Annotated in this window: 22 protein-coding genes and 1 pseudogene; 4 read left to right on the forward strand and 19 right to left on the reverse strand. The window is 59.2% G+C overall.

Translation table 11 applies throughout. The features are described from left to right. Positions 1 to 39 precede the first annotated feature (39 nt). On the reverse strand, positions 40 to 1,110 hold the full coding sequence (locus F1563_RS01250; protein ID WP_002526821.1) for a hypothetical protein: 1,071 nt from the start codon (positions 1,108 to 1,110) through the stop codon (positions 40 to 42). A 122-nt stretch (positions 1,111 to 1,232) separates the two neighbouring features. After that, positions 1,233 to 1,877, reverse strand: a complete 645-nt coding sequence (locus tag F1563_RS01255) for a TetR/AcrR family transcriptional regulator (protein ID WP_002546871.1) — start codon at positions 1,875 to 1,877, stop codon at positions 1,233 to 1,235. An 84-nt stretch (positions 1,878 to 1,961) separates the two neighbouring features. Here F1563_RS01255 and F1563_RS01260 point away from each other — a divergent pair, with 84 nt between their 5' ends. From F1563_RS01260 to F1563_RS01270, 3 genes are read left to right on the forward strand one after another with little or no spacing between them, the layout of a single operon-like run. Then, positions 1,962 to 6,398: an acyl-CoA dehydratase activase-related protein gene (locus tag F1563_RS01260; protein WP_002526823.1), complete on the forward strand. Its 4,437-nt coding sequence runs from the start codon at positions 1,962 to 1,964 to the stop codon at positions 6,396 to 6,398. Positions 6,399 to 6,431: 33 nt separating this feature from the next. After that, a complete protein-coding gene (locus tag F1563_RS01265) occupies positions 6,432 to 6,995 on the forward strand; it encodes a GNAT family N-acetyltransferase (RefSeq protein ID WP_002526824.1) in 564 nt (187 codons plus the stop codon). Continuing rightward, positions 6,974 to 7,684 (forward strand): DUF998 domain-containing protein, encoded by a 711-nt coding sequence (locus tag F1563_RS01270; RefSeq protein WP_002526825.1) that lies wholly within the window; start codon positions 6,974 to 6,976, stop codon positions 7,682 to 7,684. Before F1563_RS01265 ends, F1563_RS01270 begins: the two co-directional genes overlap by 22 nt. An 18-nt stretch (positions 7,685 to 7,702) precedes the next feature. Here the strand turns inward: F1563_RS01270 and hisS are convergent, their stop codons facing one another. Together hisS and F1563_RS01280 are read right to left on the reverse strand one after the other, a co-directional pair. Then, positions 7,703 to 9,067: a histidine--tRNA ligase gene (gene hisS, locus F1563_RS01275; RefSeq protein WP_002526826.1), complete on the reverse strand. Its 1,365-nt coding sequence runs from the start codon at positions 9,065 to 9,067 to the stop codon at positions 7,703 to 7,705. A 100-nt stretch (positions 9,068 to 9,167) separates the two neighbouring features. Next, positions 9,168 to 9,839, reverse strand: a complete 672-nt coding sequence (locus F1563_RS01280) for an MBL fold metallo-hydrolase (RefSeq protein ID WP_002526827.1) — start codon at positions 9,837 to 9,839, stop codon at positions 9,168 to 9,170. Between F1563_RS01280 and F1563_RS01285 the strand changes: the two genes are divergently transcribed. Next, positions 9,817 to 11,115: a DUF349 domain-containing protein gene (locus tag F1563_RS01285; RefSeq protein WP_007433855.1), complete on the forward strand. Its 1,299-nt coding sequence runs from the start codon at positions 9,817 to 9,819 to the stop codon at positions 11,113 to 11,115. The two genes, F1563_RS01280 and F1563_RS01285, sit on opposite strands and share 23 nt — an antisense overlap. A gap of 65 nt (positions 11,116 to 11,180) precedes the next feature. Here F1563_RS01285 and F1563_RS01290 read toward each other — a convergent pair whose 3' ends face one another. The 15 genes and pseudogenes from F1563_RS01290 to hisD form a co-directional block, all read right to left on the reverse strand. Further along, entirely contained in the window at positions 11,181 to 13,502 is a 2,322-nt protein-coding gene (locus F1563_RS01290; protein ID WP_002526829.1) for a RelA/SpoT family protein, read from the reverse strand. A 130-nt stretch (positions 13,503 to 13,632) separates the two neighbouring features. After that, a pseudogene (locus F1563_RS01295) lies at positions 13,633 to 14,716 on the reverse strand (potassium channel family protein). Positions 14,717 to 14,718: 2 nt separating this feature from the next. Next, on the reverse strand, positions 14,719 to 15,252 hold the full coding sequence (locus tag F1563_RS01300; RefSeq protein ID WP_002526831.1) for an adenine phosphoribosyltransferase: 534 nt from the start codon (positions 15,250 to 15,252) through the stop codon (positions 14,719 to 14,721). Continuing rightward, complete coding sequence (secF, locus tag F1563_RS01305) at positions 15,249 to 16,424, reverse strand: protein translocase subunit SecF (RefSeq protein ID WP_002526832.1); 1,176 nt, start codon at positions 16,422 to 16,424, stop codon at positions 15,249 to 15,251. Before secF ends, F1563_RS01300 begins: the two co-directional genes overlap by 4 nt. A gap of 1 nt (position 16,425) precedes the next feature. After that, positions 16,426 to 18,075 carry a protein translocase subunit SecD gene (secD, locus tag F1563_RS01310; RefSeq protein ID WP_002526833.1) on the reverse strand — a complete coding sequence of 550 codons (1,650 nt, stop codon included), beginning with the start codon at positions 18,073 to 18,075 and terminating at the stop codon, positions 16,426 to 16,428. A gap of 72 nt (positions 18,076 to 18,147) precedes the next feature. Then, positions 18,148 to 18,618: a preprotein translocase subunit YajC gene (gene yajC / locus F1563_RS01315; protein WP_002533740.1), complete on the reverse strand. Its 471-nt coding sequence runs from the start codon at positions 18,616 to 18,618 to the stop codon at positions 18,148 to 18,150. A 24-nt stretch (positions 18,619 to 18,642) separates the two neighbouring features. After that, a complete protein-coding gene (ruvB, locus tag F1563_RS01320) occupies positions 18,643 to 19,671 on the reverse strand; it encodes a Holliday junction branch migration DNA helicase RuvB (protein ID WP_002526835.1) in 1,029 nt (342 codons plus the stop codon). 47 nt (positions 19,672 to 19,718) lie between these two features. After that, complete coding sequence (gene ruvA, locus F1563_RS01325; RefSeq protein WP_002526836.1) at positions 19,719 to 20,324, reverse strand: Holliday junction branch migration protein RuvA; 606 nt, start codon at positions 20,322 to 20,324, stop codon at positions 19,719 to 19,721. Then, the gene (ruvC, locus tag F1563_RS01330) at positions 20,321 to 20,866 is read right to left on the reverse strand and encodes a crossover junction endodeoxyribonuclease RuvC (protein WP_002526837.1); all 546 of its coding nucleotides are present in this window, start codon (positions 20,864 to 20,866) and stop codon (positions 20,321 to 20,323) included. Before ruvC ends, ruvA begins: the two co-directional genes overlap by 4 nt. A gap of 41 nt (positions 20,867 to 20,907) precedes the next feature. Continuing rightward, positions 20,908 to 21,702: a YebC/PmpR family DNA-binding transcriptional regulator gene (locus F1563_RS01335; RefSeq protein ID WP_002526838.1), complete on the reverse strand. Its 795-nt coding sequence runs from the start codon at positions 21,700 to 21,702 to the stop codon at positions 20,908 to 20,910. A gap of 150 nt (positions 21,703 to 21,852) precedes the next feature. Beyond that, the gene (gene priA, locus F1563_RS01340; RefSeq protein ID WP_002526839.1) at positions 21,853 to 22,620 is read right to left on the reverse strand and encodes a bifunctional 1-(5-phosphoribosyl)-5-((5-phosphoribosylamino)methylideneamino)imidazole-4-carboxamide isomerase/phosphoribosylanthranilate isomerase PriA; all 768 of its coding nucleotides are present in this window, start codon (positions 22,618 to 22,620) and stop codon (positions 21,853 to 21,855) included. A 12-nt stretch (positions 22,621 to 22,632) separates the two neighbouring features. Beyond that, complete coding sequence (gene hisH, locus F1563_RS01345) at positions 22,633 to 23,250, reverse strand: imidazole glycerol phosphate synthase subunit HisH (protein ID WP_036958221.1); 618 nt, start codon at positions 23,248 to 23,250, stop codon at positions 22,633 to 22,635. After that, positions 23,243 to 23,863 (reverse strand): imidazoleglycerol-phosphate dehydratase HisB, encoded by a 621-nt coding sequence (gene hisB / locus F1563_RS01350; protein WP_002526842.1) that lies wholly within the window; start codon positions 23,861 to 23,863, stop codon positions 23,243 to 23,245. Before hisB ends, hisH begins: the two co-directional genes overlap by 8 nt. Further along, on the reverse strand, positions 23,860 to 24,990 hold the full coding sequence (locus F1563_RS01355) for a histidinol-phosphate transaminase (protein ID WP_002526843.1): 1,131 nt from the start codon (positions 24,988 to 24,990) through the stop codon (positions 23,860 to 23,862). Before F1563_RS01355 ends, hisB begins: the two co-directional genes overlap by 4 nt. A gap of 32 nt (positions 24,991 to 25,022) precedes the next feature. Next, positions 25,023 to 26,342 (reverse strand): histidinol dehydrogenase, encoded by a 1,320-nt coding sequence (gene hisD / locus F1563_RS01360; protein ID WP_002526844.1) that lies wholly within the window; start codon positions 26,340 to 26,342, stop codon positions 25,023 to 25,025. Positions 26,343 to 26,345 lie beyond the last annotated feature (3 nt).

The following is a 26,345-nucleotide window of genomic DNA, read 5'->3' on the forward strand; positions in this document are numbered from 1 at the left end:
GGGGATGCTTCGAACACCCCGTTCGTTTATTGGTTCGGATCAGACTTGAATCTCGGGGAACCACTCCTCGATCTGCTTACGCATGGCCTCATTGCCGCCGGAACGCTTGTTGTGCTCGAGAATCCAGTCGCGGATTGACCCGCCGGCGAGCTCATTAATGGTGTTACGCGCAGTCTGCGGGTCGTTGAGGACTCCCTTAAGCATCGAGACCGCTTCCTCGCTAGTGCGGTAAAAGTATGGATAATCCTCAGGAACCGTCTTATGCGCCCAGGGGGCATCCGGGAAGACGCCGATAGCATCGGCGACGAGAGCCTCAAGATACTCGAAGCCATAGGCCTCGTTCTTCGCTGTGGCTAGGAAAGCCGTCATGCGTGCGAGGGACTCCCAGTACTCCTCGCGTTGACCGAAAAGGGGGCCGACCGAAGCCCATTTTGGCGACGACATCTTCATCGCCATAACGCTAGCGAGATCGCGCTGGCTCAGACGGGCCTCCATCCTCACGTCCATATCCGCGGCGACACGAGTCATAACATCGAGGAATAGCTTCGGGCGTTTGGCTTCAGTAAGATGAATTGCCGGGTAGAGAACCGTCGGGACGTCGGGATCGACGTGCTCGCGGACGAGGTCATCGCGAATACCAGGCTGAATCCAGGCGACCCGGGCCTGGTGAGCCAACGGGGAGATCGTCCACCGGCGAACCAGCTCGGTCACCTCGCCAGCAGTGCGCTCACCGGAGCACAGGGTGGGGAAGAGAGCATAAGCGAGCCCCATAGCCGCGAAGTTCACTTTGTGGTGGTAGTGGGATGGAGGTAGCCACTGGAGGTTGAGGATCTTGGGCTCGGCACCCTCGCGGTGCATGGTCTGGAAAACGCCAACTGAATCGATGATATCGAGGTTGATGACGAGGGTTTCGAGCGGCTCGAGGCTGGTCAGCTTTTTGGCCTCAAATCCATCACACTGACGATCTTCGTAATTAACGACGACTGCCCCCGGGTACATAGTCAGAAGCTGCTCGACGAGGGCGGTTCCGCCCCCTCGCCCAACAAGTCGACCTTGGTCGTCGACGATGGGGCCGTCATCGAGAAAACCCATCTTGATTGCGATGGTCATAGGTAATCTCCCGTTATCCGTGGGCGTGAGGCGCGGCCATGCGCCAAGCTTGTGACTGCGACTCTATCGCTAGCCGTAGCACTGCGGTAAGCGAACTGAATCTCTCCTGTGGCGAAAAAGTGCTAACCGTCGGCGGTCGGTCCCGTCAGGGTGCTCTGCAGGGCAGGCCCTTCCCGGGCGATGAGCTCCGTCGCCGGAAGATCCGCCAGAGATTGCAGCCCCACGACGTAGCGAGCCGTGAAAATCCCCAGCAATTGCGAAAGTCCAAGAGAGGCCCGTACCCCTGCTTCTGCGACGCCGAATCGAGGAACGAGTAGTTCGACGACTGGGGCCAAAATTTCCTCGGTGTAAAACCGACGCAGCATGTCGAAGGCGTCGGGCTGGGTAAGAAGTGCCTGCACCACACCTTGCATCTGTGGATCTGGTCCGCCTAAGCCAAGGTGGCCATCCCAGGCATCGATGAACGCCTTCACCAAGGCATCCCCTAGATGATTGGGGTCGGTTCGCGAACACACCTCTGCGATGATTCGGTGCGGACCATTAGGCAAGGACATCGCCTCGTTGTAGAGGGATTGTTTAGAGCCGAAGTAGTAACTCACCAGCGAGGTGTCCACCCCAGCCTCGCGAGCTATGGCCCTCAGGCTCACTGACTGGAAGTCACCGGCCAGAAAAAGGGACCGGGCCGCAGTCAAGATTGCGGCCCTCGCAGCCCCAGCCTCACCACGCGGACCACGGCGAGACGATTGTGCGCACTGTGACTGAGACATGCCATGACCGTACTCCCCAAGACTTCGGCTGAGAAAGAGGCCCCTCCCGCTGCAACGTGATTTCCACGGTGATGAAATGGGTACATGGACGCACACAACGGCAATGCGATTCCACTGGACGTGCAGGACCTTCGGATGGGTCTTGACGTCGGATCAACGACGATCAAGGCCGTTATCCTTGACCCCGACGAGAACATCCTCTTCGAAGACTACAGACGCCACCACGCCGATATCACCGGCGCTATGGCATCTTTGCTCGGAGACGCCTCCGATGCCCTTCCTGGCGCAAAAGTGCGCGCGACCGTTACCGGATCGGCAGGATTGGGCACTGCCGAGGCGCTGGACCTTACCTTCATACAGGAGGTCATGGCTGAGACAGCCGCCGTTCAGCACTGGAATCCCGACGCCGACGTGCTTCTCGAACTCGGTGGTGAAGACGCCAAGATCACCTACCTCAAGCCGGTCCCCGAGCAGCGCATGAATGGTTCGTGTGCGGGGGGTACCGGTGTCTTCATCGACCAGATGGCTACCTTGCTGCACACCGACGCTCCCGGTCTCAATAACCTTGCATCCCGTGCCGAGACCATCCATCCCATTGCCTCGCGCTGTGGTGTTTTTGCCAAGTCCGACCTCCAACCCCTCATCAATGAGGGGGCCCGTCACGAGGACCTAGCCGCTTCGGTCTTACAGGCTGTCGCCACCCAGTGCATTGCCGGCCTGGCGTGTGGCCGTCCCATTCGAGGTAAGGTCATCTTCCTTGGTGGCCCGCTTCACTTCATGCCAAGCTTGCGAGACGCTTTCTCGCGAGTCCTCGAAGGTAAGAAGGTTGACGGGTACATCACTCCGGAACGTGCCCAGCTGTACGTGGCTATGGGTGCGGCCTTAACGTCAACGTCTGAGCCGATAGTTCTTGCGGAAACCGCGAAACGTTCACGACACGCTCGTACCCAAAATGGAATTTCCCAGTCCATGCCGCCGCTGTTCCGCACCAAGGAGGAATTAGCCGAATTTAATCAGCGGCATTCTCACGCCAAACTGCCACGCCTACCTTTACATGACGCTCGCGGGAACCTTTTCTTGGGTATTGACGCCGGATCAACGACAATCAAGTCAGTCCTCCTCGACGAGTCCCTCAACATCGTCGCTTCCCATTACGCCTCTAATGAGGGTGACCCGGTGAGCGCAGCGGTACAGATCCTCGCCGACCTTTACGACACCATGCCGGCGGAAACCACTATCGCCCGTACCTGTACCACTGGGTACGGTGAGGGGCTTGTCAAGGCCGCACTGGGCGCCGAGGATGGCGAAGTCGAAACCATGGCACATTACCGAGCCGCCGACCATCTACTTCCCGGAGTGACCGCCATCATCGACGTTGGTGGCCAGGACATGAAGTATTTGCGCGTCGTCGATCAGGTCATCGACTCGATCTCTGTTAATGAGGCATGTTCGTCAGGGTGTGGGTCCTTCCTGCAGACCTTTGCTGCCGGCATGGATACCGATATCGAATCATTCGCGTCTATGAGCCTGCTCGCTCAGCATCCGGTAGATTTGGGTAGTCGCTGCACCGTCTTTATGAACTCGTCAGTTAAGCAAGCACAAAAGGAGGGCGCCTCCCCCGCTGATATTGCTGCCGGATTGTCCTACTCGGTAGTTCGCAATGCCTTGTACAAGGTCATCAAGCTCACCGATCCTGCACAGCTGGGGGATAAGGTCGTCGTCCAGGGTGGAACCTTCCTTAACGACGCCGTTCTGCGGGCCTTCGAAAAGCTCACCGGTCGCGAGGTCGTCCGTCCCGCCGAGGCCGGCCTTATGGGAGCGTACGGGGCAGCCCTGACGGCTCACGCCCGGTTCCATGCCGGGGAGCCCACCACCTCCGACGGCTTACGGGAGCGTGCCGAGCTCGATGGTTTCGCCGTCGAGACCCACCGTGACGACTGCACCCTGTGTCAAAACCACTGCCAGCGCACCATCGCCACCTTTTCCGATGGTCGCGTCTTTGTTTCGGGCAACCGTTGCGATCGTGGCGCCGAGGTCAATAATCGCAAGATGGCCAGGCTTCCCAAGCCCGAGCTGCCCAACGTATTCGAAGCCAAGTACAAGAGGCTTTTTGGATACCGGCGCTTGCCGGTAAAGAAGGCGTTCCGTGGCGACTTGGGCCTGCCCCGCGCCCTGAACATGTACGAAAATTACCCGTTCTGGTTCACGACTCTGTCGGCACTCGGGTACCGCGTCATGATCTCGGGACGTTCTTCCCACGCCCTGTTCGAAAAGGGCATGGAATCAATTGCCAGCGAGAATATTTGCTATCCCGCCAAACTCAACAATGGTCACGTCGAGGACCTTGTCCAGCGCGGGGTGAAGCGGATTTTTGACCCCTGTATCCGATTTGAGCAGGTCAGCGTGGCCGACGCTGACGCGCACTTCAACTGTCCGGTAGTTGCCTCATACCCCGAGGTCATTAGGGCCAACGTCGAAAGCCTACGAGACGAAAACGTCGAGCTCATCTCGCCCTTCCTCTCACTAGCTGACCCTGCCAAGCTCGCCGAGCGGCTGGCCGAGATCTTCGCTAACGATGGTGTCACTGTCGACGAAGCCCGCCAAGCCATTGCCAAAGGTCTGGAAGAAGATAAGGCCTTCCATGACGATATCCGGAAGATGGGGGAAGATGCCTTAGCCTATATGGCCGAGCATAAGGTCCCCGGAATTGTCCTGGCGGGACGTCCCTACCATGTCGATCCGGAGATTCATCACGGGATTCCCGAGATGGTGAATTCCTTGGGGATGGCAGTGCTTACTGAGGACTCGGTTGCCCATCTGGGAGCCAGTCTGCTGGAACGTCCGCTGCGCGTGCGTGACCAGTGGATGTTCCACTCCCGCCTCTACCAAGCAGCTGCTTTCGTCGGAGCCCGTCCCGACCTTGAGTTGGTTCAACTGAATTCATTCGGCTGTGGCCTCGATGCCATTACGACTGACCAGGTGCGCGAGATCCTGGTTGCTCGCGACCGTATTTACACCACCCTCAAGATTGACGAGGTATCCAACCTGGGAGCGGCTCGCATTCGGATGCGCTCATTGCAGGCCGCGTCGAAGGAAAGAGCCAGCCACAACCGCAAACTGGCCACGCATCCGCTGTCGGATGACCGAGTGCCTTTTACCAAGGAGATGAAAGCTACCCACACCATTTTGGTGCCTCAGCTGGCCCCTTATCAGACCTCCGTCGCTGAGGCTGCTCTGCGGGCCTCGGGTTATCAGGTCGAGGTGTTGAAGCAGGCTTCCCGGGAGAACATTGATTACGGCCTGTCGGTGGTCAACAATGATGCGTGTTTCCCGGCCATCGTCGTCATTGGGCAGCTCGTGTCGGCATTGAAGTCCGGCGGGTACGACCTTGACCACACCACTCTCCTCCTCACTCAGACCGGTGGTATGTGCCGGGCTACCAACTACATAGGTCTACTACGCAAGGCTCTCAAGGAGGCTGGGTTCGGCAATATCCCGGTCATCGCAGCCTCCCTGCAGGGTGTCGAGGACAATCCGGGTTTTTCCTTGACTGCTCCCCTTATCCACCGCATGGTGCAGGCCATTACCATCGGAGACCTGCTGCAGAAGGTGCATCTTCGTACCCGTCCTTACGAGGTGGTTCCGGGATCCGCCGACGAACTCATGCACCGTTGGACGACCATTGCTCGCGAGCATTTTTTGGACAGTGGGCATTCCACAACCTGGGGACGCCGTACGACTTACAAGGCCATGATCAATGGCATCGTTGACGATTTCGAACGCCTCGACTTGGTCGATGGACCGCGTCGGCCGCGAGTCGGTGTGCTCGGCGAGATCTTGGTGCAGTTCCATCCCGACGCCAACAACCACATCGTCGAGACCATCGAGTCTGAGGGCTGTGAGGCTGTGCTGCCGGGCCTGATGTGGTTCGTCTACAACTGCTTGTCTGCTGGCGACTATAACTACAAGACCTTCGGCACCGACAGGTGGGGCCGTCACGTCAAAAAGGCTTTCCGGGGGCTGCTCATGCAGTATCAGAAGCCGGTTACCGCAGCATTGCGCAAGTCCACTCGGTTCGAGGTCCCTACCCCGATTACCGAACTCATGGCGGATGCCCAGCGCATTGTTCAGCTCGGTAACCAGGCTGGTGAGGGTTGGTATCTCGTCGGTGAGATGGTTGACATGGTCCGTGAGGGGGTACCGAATATCGCTGTTGTGCAGCCCTTTGCGTGCCTACCCAACCACGTCACCGGCCGTGGCATCTTCCGCGAGATCCGCCGTCAGTTCCCGGAGGTCAACGTGGTGTCTGTCGATTATGACCCGGGGGCCTCCCAGGTGAACCAGCTCAACCGCATCAAGTTGATGGCTGCTACCGCGCGGGACCGCAATGTTGCCGAGGAACTTGGCGCTAACCAGGCGGTGCGCCCGGAACCGGACCAGGAGATTCCGACCTCACCGCAAACAGCGTCGCGCCCAAATCTCAATGGTACGCCGGTTATGGAGCTGTCTGTGCGCTTGTGAGGGGCTTTTGAGGGCGGTGATAGTGTCACCGTCATGAAACTGGTTGGCACCCGCCGGCTGCAGACGGATCGCCTAGTGCTTCGGCGGTTGACGGTTGACGATGCCCAACAGGTGTACGATGACTGGGCCAGTGACCCGGAGGTCACCCGGTTCCTCACGTGGCCCACTCATTCCAGCGTGGATGTGAGCCGGGCCGTCGTCGGTCCCTGGGTCGATTCCTACGAGGATCCGGGAACCTTCAACTGGGGCATCGAACTGATCGAGGACGGGACTCTCATCGGCCAGACCTCAGTCGTCAAGGAGGACCTCACCGTCGGACTGGTCAATGTTGGCTACGTCGTCGGACGACGGTGGTGGGGCAAGGGATACTGCACCGAGGCGCTGGTCGCAGTGATGAACTACCTCTTCGCCGTCGCGGAGGCCAACAAGGTGGAAGCCAGCCACGATCCGGCCAATGTCGCCTCCGGACGGGTCATGGAGAAAGCCGGGATGGTGGCCGAGGGACTGCGACGAGCTTCCTGTCTCAGCGGCTCGATGATCCGAGTCCAGCTTTACCACGGCATGCTGCGCAGCGAATGGGAAGGCCGCCAGTGCTGAGTCCTGACCGTGAAGCGACGTACCGTCGCTGGCGCGCCGCCCTCCTCATCGTGGCGTCATTGGCGTCCCTGACCTGGGCCTTCGCGGGCATTCTCAACCCTGCGATGAGCCAGTTGCACGCCTTCGTCTCGGAGTATTCCGCTCGTGACCAACCGTGGCGTTACCTCTTCCAGACCACCGACGTCATCATGGGTACCTCCCTGTGCCTGGCAGGCCTGGCCACTCTCGCGTGGGCCGGTCGTCGGCCTCTCGGTCGTCAAGGGTGGTCAGGTGTTGGGTTCGTCGCCGGCGGGCTCTTCAGCGTCCTTGACGCCTTGGTGACGATGGACTGCTCTCCCACGCGGTCCAAGGCCTGCCTGGCGGCCGAGGAGGCTGGGCACGTGAGTTGGAGCCATTTCATCCACGTCGGAACCTCGACCATCGTCGTCGTCGGTTTCGCACTTCCGATCTTGCTGCTCAACTCGACCATGACGAGATTCCGCGGCTTCGGTCTGGTGGTGACGTGGGCTTGGGTGGTCTTCACCCTCCTCAACGGCATTGGCGCCATAGATTGGTTCGACGGCACTCCCATGGACTACACAGGAATTTGGCAGCGGTTCAGCTTGGGGTTAGGAACGTTGTGGTGGCTTACTCTCGCTGCTGACGACGTCGTCACTGCACGTGCTCTAATACGCACGTCCTCTTGCTAAGCCCCTGTGGCTTACAGATCACCAGGTGCCGATCACACCGGGATAAAGATCCTCGGTAGGCGGGTTCCACGAGGCCGCATCAGCCTCGACCTGATCGCCTGACCGGATGTCCTTGACGGTGTCGGCGTCACGGCGGTCGGTGTGTTCGACGCCTGGGAACCACACGTATGGGATACCCCGACGATCAGCGTGCTTGATCTGCTTCCCGAACTTGTCTGCCTTAGGAGCCACCTCGCATGGGATGCCGCGGGAACGCAGCGCTTGGGCGACGGCTTCAGAAGTAACGCGATCCTCCTCCGTGTTGACGGCAACCAGAACTGCAGAGGGAACCGAGCGTGAGGAGGACAGCTCGCCACGCGAAAGGATCGGCGCCAGCAACCGGGTCAGGCCCAGAGAGATGCCTACCCCCGGGTAGACGTGTTTACCGTCGGAGGCAAGGGACTCGTAACGGCCGCCCGAGCATACTGAACCCATCGATTCGTGGCCGGTGAGCTCAGTCTCGTAGACGGTACCGGTGTAGTAATCCAGCCCTCGGGCGATCTTAAGGTTGGCGACCATGCGCCCAGGAACCGCCTTGTTGACAGCAGCGACGACCCGGTTGAGGGAGTCCAAGCCCTCCTCGAGCATCTCATTGGTTACCCCCAACTCACGTACCTTGGCGATGAAGGAGTCGTCGCTCGATTGGATGGAGGCCAAAGCGACGCATTTAGCGGCGACATCGTCGGAAAGGCTTAACTCGTCGACAAGCAGCTCGCGGACAGCGTCCGGGCCAATCTTGTCGTACTTGTCGACCCGCTGCAGCACCGCCATCGGATCTTCAATGCCGAGCCCGCGATAGAACCCCTCGGAGAGCTTGCGGTTGTTGACGTGCATGGTGACGGTTGGGAATCCCAACTCCGTGTGCAGTCGCTCAAGAGCCGATAGCATCACGAGTGGGGTTTCGACGTCATGATGCTCAGCAAGAGTCTGATCGCCAACGATATCGATATCAGCCTGGGTGAACTCGCGGTAGCGGCCCTCTTGCGGACGCTCGCCACGCCACACTTTCTGAATTTGGTAGCGACGGAACGGGAAGTAGAGATGCCCGGCATTCTCCAGCACATAGCGTGCAAAGGGAACGGTCAGATCAAAATGTAGGCCAAGGCAATCCTTTTCGGAACGCGAGTCGTGCGGATCAGCGTGCAGCCGGTCAACGACGTAGACCTCTTTGTCGATCTCCCCCTTACGGGTGAGCTGTCTCATGGGCTCGACGGCGCGAGTATGAATCGGTGCGAAGCCATGAAGCTCGAAGGTCTCCTCAAGAATCCGAGTCACATGGTTCTCCACCATCTGCCCTGAGGGCAGGAACTCGGGAAAACCGGACAGGGGCTTGAGGCGGGCCATGAGAGATCCTTCGAAAAGTTGGTTACGACAACGGGTTACCCCCGTCAGCCTTTATTGTGCCAGCCCGAAGGCGATCGGACTCATTCAGATGCGGTGAGGTCTAGTGGTGGCTCAAGAATGGATTAGTCAGGCGTTCATTGGCCATTGTCGTTGGTCCACCGTGTCCGGGCAGTACATGGCTGGCATCATCCAAGGGCCAGACAACGTTGGCAAGGCTGCGTGACATCTGAGCGGGGTTCCCACCTGGCAGATCGGTGCGTCCGATAGATCCGGCGAAAAGGACGTCTCCTGACATGATGATGGGACCGAACTCGGCGTCGATCATGCGAATCATGGAGCACCCGGGGGTGTGGCCCGGTACGTGCAGAAACTCCAGGTCGAGGTCGGCGTATTCGTGATGGGAGAAGGGTTCGACGTCAACGACCTCCTCTGGCTCGCGTAGGGTCGTCGACCCGTACCACTGTTCGACGAGCGGACGAGCAAAATCGGCGAGTCCAGCCATTGGGTCGCTAAGGAGGTGGCGATCGTCACGAGGACACAGCACCGGGGTGCCGTATTTGGCCCCGACTTGTCGGGCAGAACCAATATGGTCGATGTGGCCATGAGTCAGAGCGATCGCTACGGGAACCAAGTGATGGGTTCTCAAGGCATCTCCAAGGAACTCTTCAGCACCCATGCCAGGGTCGACGATGATGCACTCAGACCCCTGTTCGCGCGCTAACAGGTAGCAATTGGCCTGAAAAGGACCTGTGATAAATGACGCGATGAACACGTTTGCCAGTTTATCGGGCAAGATGGGGCGTATGAGTCACGCACAAACTCCGCAGTCCTTCGGTCGCGTCGATGATGACGGCACCGTTTACGTCCGAACTAGCGACGGGGAGAGGTCTGTCGGCCAGGTGCCGGACTCCACTAGCGAGGAAGCCCTTGAATTCTTCGTGCGCCGCTATCACGCCCTCGAGACCGAGGTGTCGCTGCTGGAATCACGAGTGAGCTCGAGCACCGCCTCGCCGGAGGAGACACGGTCTGCCGCCAGTAGGCTGGTCACGTCCATCCGGGAGGCCAATGCCGTTGGCGATCTGGAAGCTCTCGCAGCCCGGGTGGAGGCCCTAAACCCCGCTATCGACGCTAAGGCGGAGACCCGCCGTGAGGAACGAGCTGAAGCTAAAGCCCGCGCCAAGCAGGCCAAGGAGGAGATGGTCGCTCAGGCAGAAGCTATCGCTGCTGGCGATGACTGGCGTGGTGGCATCGGGAAGTTTCGCGATCTGCTTGACCAGTGGCGTCGCCTCCCCCGTATCGACAAGACGACTGACGACGAGTTGTGGCACCGCTTCTCCGGGGCTCGCACTGTGTTTACCCGTCGCCGCAAGCAGCATATGGCTGAGCAGAACCACCTACGGGAGCGCTCTCGCGTGATTAAGGAGCAAATCCTCGAGGAGGCTCGTCCGCTTGCCGATTCGACGGCCTGGGGTGAGACCTCTCGCCAGTTCCGTGACCTCATGAATCGTTGGAAGGCCGCCGGGCCTGCTCCCCGCGATGTTGATGACAAACTCTGGAAGGAGTTCCGCACTATTCAGGACACGTTTTTCGGTGCCCGCACCGCTGCCCAGAGCCAACAGGACGAGGAATATCGCGGTAACCAGCAGGTCAAGGAGCTGCTCCTTGACGAGGCCGAGAAGGACATTCTACCCGTCAAGGACATTGAGGAGGCCAAGGTCAAGCTCCGCGTCTTCCTTGAAAAGTTCAATGAGGTTGGTCGAGTCCCCCACGACGCCATGAAACGTATTGACGCCCGCGTCCGTGACTTGGAGTATCAGGTCCACTCCGCTGAGGAAGCCGAATGGAAGCGCACCGATCCGCAGGCTCGCGAGCGTGCCCGCGCCACCGTTGACATGTTCAGCGCCCAGATCAACAAGCTCAGGACCCAGGCTGACAAGGCTGAGGCCGCTGGTCGGACCAAGGATGCCGAGAAAGCACGCGAGTCAATTAAGACCTACCAGACCTGGCTCGATGAGGCTCAGAAAGCTCTCGACGAATTCAGCGCTTAATGATCACGGCTGACGGCCCTGGAACGGTTCCCGGATCCGGGGCCATTGGCACATCTGAGCAATCTTCAGGACTTCACACGGAAGACGTCGTAAACCCCCGAAATCCGACGGATCGAGTCGGTGAGGTGCTTGAGGTGAGTTGGATCGGGGGCTTCGAAGGTGAGCCGCAACCGGGCGAGATGAGACTTCGAGGTGCTCATATGGGCTGAAATGACGCTCACCCCCTGCTCAGCAAGAACTCGAGAGGTATCGAGCAACAGGCCGGCACGATCAAGGCCCTCAACCTGGATGGTGACCTGATAACCCTCTTGCTGATCGTCAGACCACGACACTGAAACAATGCGCTCCGGGTGCTCGAGAAGGTTCTTCGCATTGGAACAATCCGTTCGATGCACTGAAACGCCGTCATAGCGCGTCACGAACCCCATGATGGGATCGCCGGGAAGCGGAGTACAACACCGGGCCAGCTTGACGAGCATGTCCGGATCGCCGTCGACCATAACCCCAGTTTCACTGCTGCGATGACGCGGCGCCTTGACACCAACTGCCAGTTCTTCTTCGACGTCGGCGGTGGTCTCTTCCGGGCCACCACCCAGTGCAATGAGCTTCTCGACGACGGATTGGGCACCGACGTTGTTCTCGCCTACCGCCGCATAGAGGGCGTTGATGCCGGGAACCCGAAGGTCATCGGCCACCGCGGTGAGGTATTCGACAGTCAACAAAGACTGCAAAGGCACCCCAGCTTGGCGTAGCTGCTTTGCGATGGCGTCTTTGCCAGCTTCGATGGACTCCCCGCGGCGCTCTTTAGTGAAGTAAGACTTAATCTTGGAACGGGCACGGGGGGAGGCAATGAACCCCAGCCAGTCCCGGCTAGGGCCGGCGTCAGGCGCATTCGACGTGAGGATATCGACGACATCGCCGTTCGCGAGCTTGGTATCGAGGGTAACAAGTTTGCCGTTTACCCTGGCACCGATACAGCGGTGGCCCACCTCGGTGTGGACGGCATAGGCGAAGTCAACCGGGGTGGCGTCCTGCGGGAGGCTCATGACGTCGCCTTGGGGGGTGAAAACATACACTTCGCGGGAGTTGATCTCAAAACGCAGCGAGTCCAGGAATTCGCTGGGATCAGACTCCTCCTTGGACCATTGGTTAAGGGACTGCACCCACGAAAGATCAGTGCCGTCCGGTTGAATCCCGCGACTGACAGCATCGGGGTTTTCCTTATACTTCCAGTGGGCTGCCACGCCATATTCGGCGCGCCGGTGCATTTCGTGGGTGCGAATCTGCAACTCGACCGGCTGGCCGCCTGGCCCCAAGACCGTGGTGTGTAAGGACTGGTACATGTTGTATTTCGGCATTGCGATGTAGTCCTTGAACCGACCAGGGAGAGGGTTCCATCGCACATGCATGACACCGAGGGCCGCGTAACAATCGCGTGGAGTATCGACGAGGATGCGTAGACCGGTGAGGTCATAGATATCAGAAAAGTCCCGACCTCGCACCACCATTTTTTGGTATATCGAATAGTAATGCTTCGGCCGGCCATAAACGGTGGCCTTGATGCCTGCCTCGTCAAGGTCCTTCCGGACGATCGAGATGACGTCTTTGAGCTGGGCTTCTCGTTGCGGGGCCCGCTCCGCAACCATATGGACGATCTCGTCATAGAGTTTCGGGTTAAGGGTGGAGAAGCACAGGTCTTCCAGCTCCCACTTAATGGCATTCATACCGAGGCGGTGAGCCAGCGGCGCGAAGATCTCGAGGGTCTCTTTGGCGATACGGTTTTGCTTGTCAGGACGCAGAAAACCCAGCGTGCGCATGTTATGCAGCCGATCTGCCAGCTTGATGACGAGAACCCGAATATCGCGGCTCATCGCGATGACCATCTTGCGAATGGTCTCGGCCTTCGCAGAATCCCCGTACTGGACCTTGTCGAGCTTGGTGACCCCATCGACGAGTAGGGCCACTTCTTCACCGAAATCGGCAGTGAGCTGTTCATTGGTGTAGGAAGTGTCCTCGACGGTGTCATGCAGGAGGCCGGCACATAGAGTCTGCTCGTCCATGCCGAGTTCGGCGAGGATCATGGTTACTGCCAGCGGATGTGTGATGTAGGGGTCACCGGATTTGCGAGACTGTCCGCGGTGGTAATGCTCAGCAGTGCGATATGCCCGCTCAATGAGGGTGGTATCGGCCTTCGGATGGTTAGCCAGCACGACCGAGATCAAAGGGTCGGTAACGCTTTGGGGCGGGGCTGATGGCTTCGGCGTACCCCACCGCACAATGCGCTCGCGCATCCTCATGCGGGGCTGAGGACGCTGCTGGCCGGGCTTCGGCTTGCCTAAGGTTCCCTTGCCCGAACTGTACGGACCATAGACGCTTTCATCGGTCATCGGGGCACCTCCTGGCACATTGGGCCCTTCATTCTAGTGGCTTTCCGCACCCCCGGTGTCGGCTAAGTGCGTAGCCCAGAGCGTTTGCGAAACCAACGTTGGCAGCTAAATCAGCTCGCTAGCGCTGTCCTCAGCGCACCAGGTCGCTCTCGGTTTGCGGTTCAATATGGCGCGGAACGGCTTTTCGCACAGCCACGATCACGTCACCGGGCTGCAATTGACCGATTGAAGGATCGTAGAAATTTCGCAGCACGTCGTTTCGAATGACGGCTAGCACTCGTTCGTTTTGAATATCGGCCGGCCGTGCGCCTATTTCGCTCTTGGAGACTATCCTCCATGCCCTTCGAACTGGACAACAAATCGTCCACCACGGTGCCGACGTGCGGGTTGACCGACGACAGTCCGAGCAGTCGTCCCACGGCATCTGCAGACGTGACGACAGCATCGGCACCCGATTCGCGCAGTAACGGAAGGTTCTCGTCTTCTCGACCAGAAACGACGATGTGACAGCGTGGGCTGAGCTGGCGCACCGTCAGGGTTGTCAAAATCGCCGAGTCATCTCGGTTGAGGGTAATGACCACCTCGCGCGCCTTACTAATCTCGGCTCTCCTCAAGAGATCGCGTCGAGTTGCGTCTCCCTCGAAGGCCGCCAGCCCAGACCGGTTGGCCTCAGCCACGGCAGAGGGTCGGGAGTCAATCACGACGATCTTCTCGACTGGGACATCGTGGTTACGCAGCGTATTGACCGCGCTACGGCCTTTCGTGCCGTACCCGATGACGACGGTGTGGTTTCTCATGCGCTTCCTCCAAGCACTATCGAGCAAGCCGCGTCGTCCCTCGTTGGCCAACATTTCGAGGGTAGTACCGACCAATAGCACCAGGAAGGTGATGCGCAGCGGCGTGATGATGAAAGCGTTGATAAGTCGCGCATGTGGCGCGACCGGGGTGATATCCCCGTAGCCGGTGGTGGTGACAGTAACCGTCGAGTAGTAAAAGGCGTCAATAAGGGAGACGCCGTCTCCAGCGGTAGAATCAATGTAAGAATCTCGATCGATCCAAACAATCAACGTACTGGTCAGCAATAACACCGCTGACCAGACCAATCTTTTAACCAGTTCCTGGAGGGGCTTAGTTGCCTTGAATGGAAGCTTAACCAGAGCGGTTTGCTCAAAGATGCTGCGGCGCTCCGAGGATCTAAGTGAGTCCGAGACCATAATCAGACTGTGAGGACGGCGTTGACAGGGCCGATTCCGGCACGATCAAGCTTCTCGCGGCCGCCTAAGGCCGACAACTCCATAAGCACCGATACACCGACCAGTTCTGCGCCTAATTGCTCGACGAGGGAGGCCGTAGCGTCGACTGTGCCGGCCGTCGCCAGAATGTCATCGACGATAAGCACCTTGGAACCGGGCCGCACAGCATCTTGATGGACTGTCAGGGTTGCCGAGCCGTACTCCAGCAGGAAGGATTGTGAGTAAACGTCACCGGGAAGCTTCCCAGGCTTGCGGACTGGAACGAATCCCGCTCCTAAAGAAAGGGCTACCGGTCCTGCGAACATGAATCCGCGCGCCTCCATTCCGAGGACGACGTCCACACCACGAGAAGCAGTGTCGACGAGCTCGGAAATCGCAGCCGCATAACCATTGGAATTGGCCAGTAGCGGAGTGATATCCTTAAAAGTGACCCCGGGCTCTGGGAAATCCGGGACATCCCGGATCAGGCTGGCAATAAGGTCCCTGCGATAGGTCATTTCTTCCTCTCGGCACGGGCGGAACGACGTGGCTGGTGACGATCGCTCCTGGTCAGAGTCGTAACGTTGCGCAGACCTTCCGCAGCCACAGTCTCAGCGGTAACCTGCGGGCCTTTCTGAGTGGCCCGCTCACGGCGGCGCAGGACGCGGGCGGTGTGCTCTTTCATAGCCGGTTCAAGCTCGCGCAACTGTGTGAACACTGGGGTTGCAATGAAGATCGAGGAGTACGCACCGACGATCATGCCGACAAACAGGGCGAGACCAAGGTCCTCCAGCGGCCCGGAACCAAGCACAAAAGCGCCGGCGAAAAGCAGCGAGGCGACGGGCAGCACGCCGACGATGGTGGTGTTAATGGACCGCACTAGCACCTGGTTGATAGCTCGGTTAGCGCCCTCAGCAAAGGTGTAATCGCGCTTCTCGATGTCCTGGACGTTCTCGCGCACCTTGTCGAAAACCACAACGGTGTCGTATAGCGAATAGCCCAGAATCGTCAGGAGACCAATGACAGTTGACGGTGACACCGTGAATCCGACCAGTGCATAGATGCCGATGGTGACGATGAGGTCGTGTACGAGAGCTATCAAGGCGGCGATGGACATCTTCCAGTGCCGGAAATAGGCCCAGATCTGCAACATCACCAAGACCAGGAAGACGACCAACGCCTTAATGGCCTTACTGGTGATCTGCTCACCCCACTGGCTACCAACCTTGGAGTAGGCGACAGAACTCGTCTTCGTCCCGGTGGCCTTAGCAATGGCCTCTTGGACCTTCGTCGTCTCATCGCTGGTGAGAGCCCGGGTCTGCACCTGGACGGCATCCGAGCCGAGGCTGACGACCTCGGTCGCGTCCATATCGGGGGCGCCCGAGGACAACACCAACTTCCGGACGTCATCAATAGTCGAAGCAGCGACGTGGGCCGGAGCCCGGAACTGCACGCCGCCCTTGAACTCGATACCGAGGTTGAGGCCGCGTACTAGCAGGCCGATAAGTGAGATGACGATGATGATTGCCGTGACAGTATACCAGACCTTGCGGCGCTCGATAAATCCATAGGAGATTTCTCCGGTATACAACGCATGGGTGAAACCATGCCTGCGTTTCTTACCGCTCACGCCATCATTGGGACGCTTCGCGGCACTAGACGAGGTCTGGGTGTTCTTGCCGTCAGTCATCTCAGACCTCCTTCGACTCGATGGTCCGCTTTGCTCTCGGAACCAATCGCCGGCTTCTCCGACCGAGCAGCTGGCTTTCAGTGACGCCCATATGCTCTGCCTCGAGGCCAGAGCCGCGTTGACCCCGGCCCCAGAACCTCGTGCGTCCCAACAGAGTCACGACGGGGTGAGTGAAAAAGAAACAAATGACAAGGTCGATAACCGTGGTCAAACCAAGGGTGAACGCGAACCCTTTCACTTGATCCACTGACAACACAAACAAGACAATGGCAGACAGCAGTGACACGCCGTCGGCCATAAGGATCGTGCCTCGGGCCTTTGACCAACCAGTCTGCAGAGCCGTGCGCAACGTACGTCCCTCACGGATTTCGTCTCGGATACGTTCGAAGTAGACGATAAAAGAGTCTGCTGTTACGCCGATGGCCACGATCGCGCCGGCGATTCCGGCCAGCGAAAGAGTGAATCCGACGGCCTCGCCGAGCAACACCATGGCAGCGTAGGTGGTGATACCGGCGACAATCAGGGAGCTGATAGCCACCAGGCCTAGGCCCCGGTAATACAGTAAACAGTAGGCGCCGACCAAGATAAGGCCAATGACGCCCGCGATCATGCCGGCACGAAGCTGCTCACCTCCCAGGGTGGGCGAGATGTTGTCAACGCTGGATATATCGAATGACAGCGGAAGAGCACCGTACTTCAGCACGTTCGCAAGATCAGCCGCGCTGTCCTGGGTGAAGTGACCAGAGATCTCAGCCTGACCACCGCTGATCGGGCAGGACGCACCCTTACTGCCATCAAGCTGAGGAGAAGAAATGACCTTACCGTCGAGGACGACCGCAAACTGATTCTGCGGGCTCATTTTGGAACACAGGTACGTCGTAGCGTCACTAAAAGAGGTGGTGCCAATGGAATTGAATTTAAGGTTAACCACATAGGACAACTGACCCTGCGGGATGCCTGAATCAGCACTGGCCACCTGGGTACCGGTGATGGCGACCGGGGACAGCAAATATTTCGTGGTTCCTTCACGGTCACAGGTCACGAGCGGCTTATCGCCTGGCGAATCGACCGATTTCGCACACTTGTAGTTGTCGAAGGCTCCTTGATCTTCAGGGGTGGGTTTCCACTCCTGGGCGGCCTTTACCATCTTGGCGGCCGACTGGGGATCCTTCTCGTTGTACTTTGGGGCACTGGGTTTGGCGTCATTTTTGGGGCTGGCAGACGCTTCCGGGGCCGCCGAGGCCTTGGCGTTAGGATCAGCGGTAGGAAGAGTAGATGGCTTTGCCGGTTCGGGAGTCGGGCTCTTCTGTTTTACCGGCTCCTCCGCATAGACCATACGGAATCCGAGCTGCGCAGTCTGACCGACCATTTCCACAAGCTTGGAACTCTCGACGTTCGGGGCAGAGACGACAATATTGCGGTCACCCATCGTTCTTACCGAAGACTCGCCCACGCCGAGCGCGTTCACCCGCTGTTGGATAATAAGGCGGGCTTGCTCAAGGCTCGTCGCCGAGGGAGCCTTGCCGTCTTCCGTCTTGGCCGTCAGAGTGACGGAGGTGCCGCCCCTAAGGTCCAAGCCGAGCTTGGGCGACCAGGTACGCATCACTCCCATGAGTACGTACATGACAATGATGACCACTAGAAAGATCACCAGGGTCCTACCGGGATGATGTGTTCGCTTTTTCGTTGCCACGTCGAATGGGTTCCTTGATCTTGGTGGGTATCAGGCTTGTGGCTGCTCGTCGGAGGTATGAGCAGCCACAGCGGAGGCCTCGGGAGAAGTCAGTGCATCACTCGCCGAATCAGTGGCGACGTCCTCGTCATGAGCCGTCGAGTTCTCGGGCGCGACGTCATCGGCAAACGCAAATTCTTCCTCGTCACCAGCGGGCCGAACAATCGCCTGCTTAAGGACGCTTACCTCAACCCCCGGGGCAAGCTCAACGACGGCCTGCTTGTCCCCGAGATGGGTGATGGTGACGAACAAACCACTGTTAAGTACGACGCGGGCGCCAACCTCAAGTCGCGACTCGAGTTGAGCGCGCTCCTTCTGCTGCTTTTTGACCTGCTTCTTGCCCTGCCACACCGTGAATCCAATGAGAAGGATGAAAACGATCAGCAGGGGCATAAATCCGCCCAGCGGGCTAGCGAGAAGGGGCATAGAAAGTTCCTTGTCTTCGGGTGTGACCGGGGTCATGCTACCCCGGCTCGGTTAATGTGGTCAGAACAGCCCCTCACTAGAGCTGTCAGGAGGCGGTTCAAGGCCGAGATGTCTCCAGGCCCTATCGGTGGCGACGCGTCCCCTCGGGGTGCGCATGAGAAAACCGAGTCGTACCAGGAAAGGTTCAGCAACCTCCTCAACGGTCTGTGGCTCTTCTCCCACGCTAATAGCAAGGGTCGACAGACCTACCGGTCCGCCCCCGAACTTTAAACACACCGCACTGAGAACGGCTCTATCGAGGCGGTCCAGGCCCAACGGGTCAACCTCGTAGAGGTCGAGGGCAGTCTGGGCACCGTGCGGCGTTACAGGGGACTCACGATTGACGTCCGCCCAGTCGCGGACCCGTCGAAGCAATCGGTTAGCAATACGGGGCGTACCGCGAGACCGCGATGCAATCGTGTGCGCTGTGCCGTCTGCAAGCTCAACTCCAATGACCCCGGCCGATCGCGTCACAATCCGTTCGAGGTCGGCTACCTCGTAGTAGTCGAGCTGAGCGGTAAAACCGAAGCGGTCGCGCAAGGGCCCAGGAAGCAGGCCGGCTCGCGTCGTCGCTCCTACCAGGGTGAACGGCGGAATATCAATTGGAATCGCGGTAGCTCCTGGCCCTTTACCGACAACGACGTCGACCCGGAAATCCTCCATAGCCAGGTAGAGCATTTCTTCGGCGGGCTTAGACATCCGATGGATCTCATCAAGAAAGAACACTTCACCAGGTACTAACGAGGACAAGATCGCAGCCAAGTCCCCGGCGTGCTGAATGGCAGGGCCAGAAGAAATACGGATGGGTGCCGACATTTCGGAGGCGATAATCATGGCCAAGGTAGTTTTACCGAGACCGGGTGGCCCCGACAGCAGCACATGGTCAGGGGCCGTGCCACGCGACTTTGACGCTGCAAGGACCAGTCCCAACTGGTCGGCAACTCGCTGTTGTCCCCCGAACTCTGCTAGCGCGCCAGGACGTAGGGCCGCTTCCTCAGCCTTTTCAGGGGGTTCGGCCGACGGATCGACGGGCGAGTGCTCCACCGACATCCTCCTTCCTGACGACGTCTATCAGTCTGCCAGAGCCATCCGACATGTCACCGCGCCAAACTACGCAATGCCGCTCGCATGAGGCTGCCGATCGTCATAGTTGGATCGGCTTCCCTGAGAGCAGCCACCTCATCGACGGCTTTCTCTGCGTCCTTAGTTGGCCAGCCCAATCCAACCAGCCCCTCTGCTACCTGCTCTCGCCACGACGCCGCCACGTGGGCGGCCCCACTCGACGAGGATCCACGTGGGGCAAAAGCTGCCATTTTGTCCTTGAGCTCAAGGATCATTTTCGCAGCGCCTTTGCGACCTATACCGGGAACTCGACACAGGGTTGCGTCATCTTCGTTGGCAATCGCCGTGGCCAGCTGAGCAGCGTCGAGGACACTCATGATCGCCGCAGCCAGCTTAGGCCCGACTCCCGACGCGGTCTGCACCAGCTCAAAAGCATCGCGGTCGTCAGCCTCGACAAACCCGTAAAGAGTCAGGGAATCCTCCCTGACAATCAGGGAGGTTTGCAGGGACATATCTTGGTCGATGCGAGCACTTGCGGCAGTGGCAGGAGGACATAGCACCTTGATGCCGACGCCACAGTTGTCAAGGACAACCCAAGTCAGCCCAGCGGCGTTTACCTTACCGGAAAGGTGGGAAATCACCGAGCAAGATCCTTCCATATACGAGGCGCGGGTCGACCGCGTCGTTGCGCAGTCACAGCGGCTTCTAAGCGATTCGTGGCTTCGCCACGCCATAGGTGGCATATCGCTAGGGCAACGGCATCAGCAGCGTCAGCAGGCTTGGGAGGGGCTGAAAGCCGCAGCACTCGTGCCACCATGAGGCCCACCTGAGCCTTGTCTGCTCGCCCCGACCCCGAGATTGCCGCTTTGACTTCACTCGGAGTGTGAAGAGCGACTGGAAGACCATGCCGGGCGGCGATCATCATCGCCATTCCTGCCGCCTGAGCGGTACCAGTTACCGTATTGCGGTTGTGCTGAGCAAACACTTTTTCGATGGCGATGGCATCGGGGCGGGTGTGGTCACGCCACTCCTCCAGCCCGTCATGGATGCGCAGCAGTCGGTGCGCATGGTCGAGGTCAGCAGGAGTGCGGATGACACCCACGGCAATGAGCTTCACTGGCACTCCCAGCCCACCTTCAACGACACCAACACCGCACCGGGTGAGACCAGGGTCGACCCCCATGACCCTTGTGACACGCGAGTTGGAGGTCGACTCGGGAATGCTCACTCCTCCTCGTCAAGAGCTGCCCCAACCTCTGCGGGGATGTCAGCATTGGAGAACACGTTCTGGACGTCGTCGAGATCTTCGAGGGCGTCCAGAATCTTGTAAAGCTTGCGAGCATCGTCAAGCTCAACCGGCTGAGTGAAGTCTGGCTTGAACGACACCTCGGCGGAGTCGTAATCAATACCGGCATCCTGGACGGCCTTACGGACATCGACGACAGCGTTCGGATCCGAAATGATTTCGAAAACCTCACCCTCATCAACGATGTCTTCGGGCTCGGCGTCAATGGTCGCCTCCATGAGCTGATCCTCATCGACCTCACGCGTCTCTGTCTTGCGGCCTTCCTCAACCTCGTAGGTCTTGGACACCGAGACGACACCTTTGCGCTGGAAAAGGCGCTGCACGGAACCACCATCAGCCATAGTGCCGCCGTTGCGGGTGACGGCCACGCGGACGTCAGAAACGGCGCGATTGCGATTGTCGGTCAGGCACTCGATGAGGATGGCGACACCGGCGGGACCATAAGCCTCGTACATGATTGTCTCGTAGCTGACGGCGTCGGCGCCTTCGCCGGACCCACGCTTGACGGCACGGGCAATGTTGTCGTTGGGAACTGAGCTCTTTTTCGCCTTCTGGATGGCGTCGTAGAGGGTCGGGTTGCCCGATGGGTCTCCACCACCGAGGCGAGCAGCCACTTCAATATTCTTAATCAGGCGAGCGAAAAGCTTGCCGCGCTTGGCGTCAATGGCCGCTTTCTTGTGCTTGGTGGTGGCCCACTTGGAGTGACCGCTCATGGACGGTGTCTCCCTTCCTCGAATATCGCAATTATCGGCCCAGCGGGGCCAAGCATCCGGCGCAGGACGAGCCTACGCACACAATAGGTTAGTCTACACTCCCGGCCCGAAAACGAATCAGGCGAAGGAAGACCCCAGATAAGCCCACGCTCAGTCGGAATCAGGCATTGGGGACGAGTCAGCCGGGATAGGGGCCCGGCAAACCTCCAAGGCTGCAGGCAAAGTGAAGTTGCCGACGTACAGAGCCGTCCCCACGATTGCACCCTCAACACCGATCGGGACTAGACCGCGCAAGCGTCGCAAATCCTCCAATGTAGCGATGCCACCTGAGGCGATGACTTTGCCCTCGGCACGAGCGCAAATCCGCCCGAGAAGCTCGTAATTAGGACCAGTTAGCATACCGTCACTAGCGACGTCGGTGACGACGTATCGCATACATCCGGCATCCTCCAATCGCGCCAGAACGTCAAGAACCTTTCCACCCTCGCACGTCCATCCACGAGCAGCTAGCTGATCGCCACGCACGTCCAAGCCAATGGCTACTTGTTCGCCGTAGCACCCGACGACTTCGTCACACCATTGTGGGTCCTCCAGGGCAGCTGTGCCGATATTGACCCGGGTCGCACCGGCGGATAACGCGGACTCGAGACTCCTTTGGTCACGAATACCGCCCGAAACCTCAACGTTGATATCCATCTGCTTGACGATGCTACTGATGATTTCAGTATTAGACCCACGTCCGAAGGCAGCGTCAAGGTCAACCAGGTGAATCCACTGGGCTCCCAAACCTCGCCACTTCTGAGCGACGTCGAGAGGGTCGCCAAATACCCGTTCGGAACTGGCCACCCCTTGTTGCAGCTGGACGGCACGACCGCCCTGGACATCAACAGCTGGAAGCAGTGTGAGTTCTCCGGTCACAGGCTCAGGTTATCAACTCAGCTGATGCAGCCAGCGTTGAAGCAAAGCGAGACCTGCTTCCCCTGACTTCTCGGGATGAAACTGGGTAGACGTCACCGTGCCACACTCCGCAGCCGCGACGAAGGTCGCTCCCTGATGGGTAGCGGTGGTGAAGTGGTCGTCAGGGCCAGAAACGACCACGCCATAAGAATGGACGAAGTAGAACCTCTCGTCCCCGTCATGAAATAGGGCTGAGCCGGTGGCTGGTGTCACCGTGTTCCATCCCATATGGGGCAGTCGCTCTGCCGGCAACTCCTCAACGACGCCAGGGAGAACACCAAGACACTCGACGTCAACGTCGCGTTCACATCCGCGCTCGAAGAGCATTTGGTGGCCTACGCAGATACCCAGCAGCGGTCGTCCTTCGTCAACCCATTCATGGACGAGACAGTGCCCACCCATGACGCGCAGCCCCGCCATACACGCCGCTAACGCCCCCACTCCGGGGAGGACGAGGGCGTCTGTATCGAGTAGGGCATCCGGGTCGTTGGAGACAGTAACCTCAGCACCCGCCTGACGTAGTGCACGTTCAGCGGAATGAAGGTTTCCTGAGCCATGGTCGATAACGCCGACCCGCACTGGATCAGACATTGAGAGTGCCCTTAGTGCTGGGCACACGACCGGCATTGCGGGGGTCCGGCGCTATCGCAATTCTCAGTGCGCGGGCCAGTGCCTTGAACTGGGCCTCGCAGATGTGATGGGGGTCGCGCCCTGCTAACAGACGTAGGTGGACGCATAAACCGGCGTTCAGGGCCAAGGACTGCACGACGTGGTATGTCATCGACCCCTGGTAAGGCACACCAGAACCACCAATACGGGCGTAGGCTTGCCCTTCGGGCTCTCCCGAGCACTCCACCCATGGCCGCCCAGCAGCGTCGACAACGCACTGGGCGAGGGCCTCATCAAGGGGGACCATGGCGTCACCGAAACGGGTGATACCACGCTTGTCCCCCAGCGCTTGAGCAAGAGCCTGCCCCAAAGCAATAGCCGTATCTTCAACACTGTGGTGACCATCGATCTCAACGTCGCCAGTGGTGGTGATTGTTATGTCGATACCTGAATGCTTCGACAATGCCGTCAGCATATGGTTGTAGAAGCCAACACCGGTGGATATCGCGGACTCCCCCGTTCCATCGAGATCAATGGCGACGTCGATAGTGGATTCCGAGGTCTCGCGGTAGATATGAGCGCGACGGTGGGTCATTGATTCTCCTCAGGGACGAGACGCGGCGCAGTGGGAAGGACGTCGAGCAAAGCCGTACGAAAAGCGTCGGTCTGACGTGGGGTTCCGGCGCAAACACGCAAGTATCCGCTTGGTCCGACCTCTCTGATGAGCACGCCACGATCAAGCAGCGCCTGGAATACCGCGTGACGATCCGCGAACCTGCCGAAGAGGACGAAGTTCGACTGCGAGGAGATGACGTCCAACCCGTGCAGTTGCAGCCAGTCCTCCAGGTTTGCGCGGGTATCGCGTAGCTCGTCGACTCGGGCGAGCATCTCGGGGGCGTGAGCGAGGGCGACTCTCGCCACTGCCTGTGACACGTCAGAGAGATGGTAGGGCAAACGGACCGTCCGCAGTGCGTCGACCACGGCTGGTGCAGCTACCGCATAACCCAGTCGGCCGCCCGCCAGGGCGAAGGCTTTAGACAGAGTGCGCACCACAATGAGCCGACCATACTTAGGAAGCAGTGCGATCGAAGAGTCTTCCGGAGCATCTGTGAACTCTTGATATGCCTCGTCAACGACCACAATGGCGTCGGTGCCAGCGCATACTTCGTCAATGACGACAACCGGGATGGTGGTGCCGGTGGGGTTATTCGGAGTAGTCAACAAAACGACATCCGGCTTGACTTCCTCGATTGCCGAAAGAATCTCTTCGGTTGTCAGTCCCCAGGAGGCATTGCGAGGGCGAGTGACGTAGTTAGTGTGAGTATTGCGGGCGTACTCGGGATACATGGAGTAGGTCGGTGTAAAGGTCAGCAACGTGCGTCCCGGGCCGCCAAATGCCTGCAAAATGTGGGTCATGACCTCGTTGGAGCCATTAGCAGGCCAAATTTGAGAACTACTGACGCCAAATCCGATATATCGAGCCAAGTCCTCGCGAAGGCTGGTGGCTTCCCGGTCAGGGTAGCGGTTAAGGCTCTTGGCAGCCTTGGCAACAGCCCTGGCCATGCCCTTGCGTACCGCTTCCGACGGCGGATACGGATTTTCGTTGACGTTCAGGCAGACCGGGACGTCAAGCTGTGGAGCCCCGTACGGCTCCGCCCCGACAAGCTCAGGACGCAGCGGAAGATCCGCTAACTGTATGAAGTTTGGCTCCGGCTTGGCCACCGGACGGGGTTGGCTAGTCTGTCGATGCTGAGTCAATGTGACCTCCTCACAGTGATGGCATTGGCATGCCCGGGCAAATTTTCTGCCAAGGCGAAGTCCTCTACGGAATCGGCCAGTTCGAGTAGGGCATCCTCGGTGTAGTCGATGACGTGGACGGCCCGCATGAAGGAACGCACCGACAGACCAGACGAGTGACAGGCTGCCCCTGCCGTGGGAAGGACGTGAGTGGATCCGGCTGAGTAGTCCCCCAGAGAGACCGGGGCCCACGGGCCGACGAAAATGGCGCCGGCATTTCGAACCCGAGCAGCGACTGCAGTAGCATCAGCCGTCTGAATCTCGAGGTGCTCGGCGGCGTAGGCGTTGACCACGTCGAGGCCCTGATCAATATCGCGCACCATGACGATGGCCGACTGCTTGGATGTCAGCGAGGTGCGGATACGCTCGGAATGCAAAGTGGCCTCAACCATCGGGGCAAGTTCTCGCTGCACCGCGTCAGCCAACGTGGTCGAATCTGTGACAAGGACTGCGGAAGCCAGTGTATCGTGCTCAGCCTGACTCATAAGATCGGCAGCAATGTGGCGCGGGTCGGCAGTCTCATCAGCCAGGATGGCGATTTCGGTAGGCCCAGCCTCTGAATCGATACCAACGGTGCCACGCAGGTAGCGTTTCGCCGCCACCACGTAAATGTTGCCTGGACCAGTAACCATGTCGACGCGCGGGCAGGAATCTGCCTCGTCGGGTCCCGCAACACCGTAAGCGAACATGGCAATCGCCTGGGCACCGCCGACGGCGTAGACCTCATCGACGCCCAGCAGATGACACAGGGCCAGGATGTTCGGGTGTGGCAATCCGCCAAACTCCGTCTGGGGTGGGGATGCTACGGCGATAGAAGAGACACCAGCCTCCTGCGCAGGAACGACATTCATAATGACCGACGACGCCAATGGAGCGAACCCGCCCGGGACGTAGAGGCCTACCCGTTCGACCGGAACGATGCGCTGACTCACCCGCGCGCCGCTGGCCACCTCGACTGGCTGGGAGGAGGTCTCCATCTCAGCGTCCTGACATACTTGACGGCGACGTCGAATGGACTCGGTAAAAGCCCGACTCAAGGTGTCGTCAAGGTTCGCAGCTGCTTTAGCGAGAACCTCGGTCGGAACGCGCAGATGCTCGGGAACCACATGGTCAAATCTCTTGCTGTACTCGCGTAGCGCCTCAACGCCACGGTCTCTCACCGCGGAGCAGACAGGGATGACAGCCGCCATCGCGGCATCAACATCGAAGTCAGCACGCGGCACAGCGAGACGCAGATCGCCAGTGGTCTCATGGGTCACATCGACGGTTCTCAGCACACC

Origin of the sequence: Cutibacterium modestum (genome assembly GCF_008326345.1) — a bacterium.
GTDB classification, from domain to species: domain Bacteria; phylum Actinomycetota; class Actinomycetes; order Propionibacteriales; family Propionibacteriaceae; genus Cutibacterium; species Cutibacterium modestum.